Here is an 873-nt window from a genome sequence, read left to right on the forward strand (position 1 = left end):
CTCGATATCCTCGTGCTGAACAGTGGCGGCCCGCCGCGCGGCACCGCCGCAGCAACCAGCCCGGCGGATTTCGCGGCTGCCTTTGACCGCATGTTCCATGCCCAAGTGGCACTGGTGCAGGCATTCCTTTCCGATATGCGGGCACGCCGGTTCGGGCGGATCCTTGCGGTTGCTTCCACCAGCGTGATCGCCCCGATCCCCGGCCTCGTGCTGTCAAATGCGGTCAGGGCAGCCCTCGCATCATGGTGCAAGACACTGGCGGGTGAAGTCGCCGTTGATGGCGTGACCGTAAACCTTTTGCTGCCCGGCCAGATCGCGACCGACCAGCTCGCCGGCCTGCACACGGCGATGGCCGAAAGCAGCGCGATGACGCCCGATCAGGTGCGCGCCCGCGCGCTGGCCGCCATTCCGGCGGGCCGTTTCGGAGACCCGGCAGAATTCGGCGATGTGGCGGCCTTTCTCGCCAGCCCGCGAGCGGGCTTCATCACTGGCTGCGCGATCAAGGTGGACGGCGGGCAGACTGTCACGCTCTAGCTCGCACGCTCGCACCGCCTGCTTTCCCGCCGCGAAATTCTAACGCGGCTGTGCACCAGACCGCTTGAGATAGTCTTATGAGCGCGTGKGTMTATGGTTAGGCCATGGTCACGTCCGCAACACAATGGCAGCGCCGTGCCAAAGCGGTCTTTCTGCTCGGAGCGCTTGGCGCCACGGCCGTGGTGCCGCAGGCTCCGGCCCATGCCGCCCTCTCGCCGGCGGCCCTGCCGCCCGCGGCCTTGATTGTGGCGTTGCAATGCAACGGGCCCACACCAGCCGGGCTGACGACGCCTATGCGTGATCAGGAAGCGGGGGCGCAGAACAAGGCTTCGGCCATTC

Annotated in this window: 2 protein-coding genes; both read left to right on the forward strand. The window is 66.8% G+C overall.

Translation table 11 applies throughout. From position 1 onward, the window contains the following. The coding region (locus tag SOQ14_RS14240) for an SDR family oxidoreductase (protein ID WP_322898782.1) at window positions 1–534 on the forward strand (534 nt) is incomplete at its 5' end. Window positions 535–638: 104 nt separating this feature from the next. After that, window positions 639–873: hypothetical protein (locus SOQ14_RS14245; RefSeq protein WP_322898783.1), on the forward strand; the 235-nt coding region annotated here is incomplete at its 3' end.

Origin of the sequence: Erythrobacter epiphyticus (genome assembly GCF_034653295.1) — a bacterium.
In the GTDB taxonomy this organism is placed as follows: Bacteria; Pseudomonadota; Alphaproteobacteria; order Sphingomonadales; family Sphingomonadaceae; genus Erythrobacter.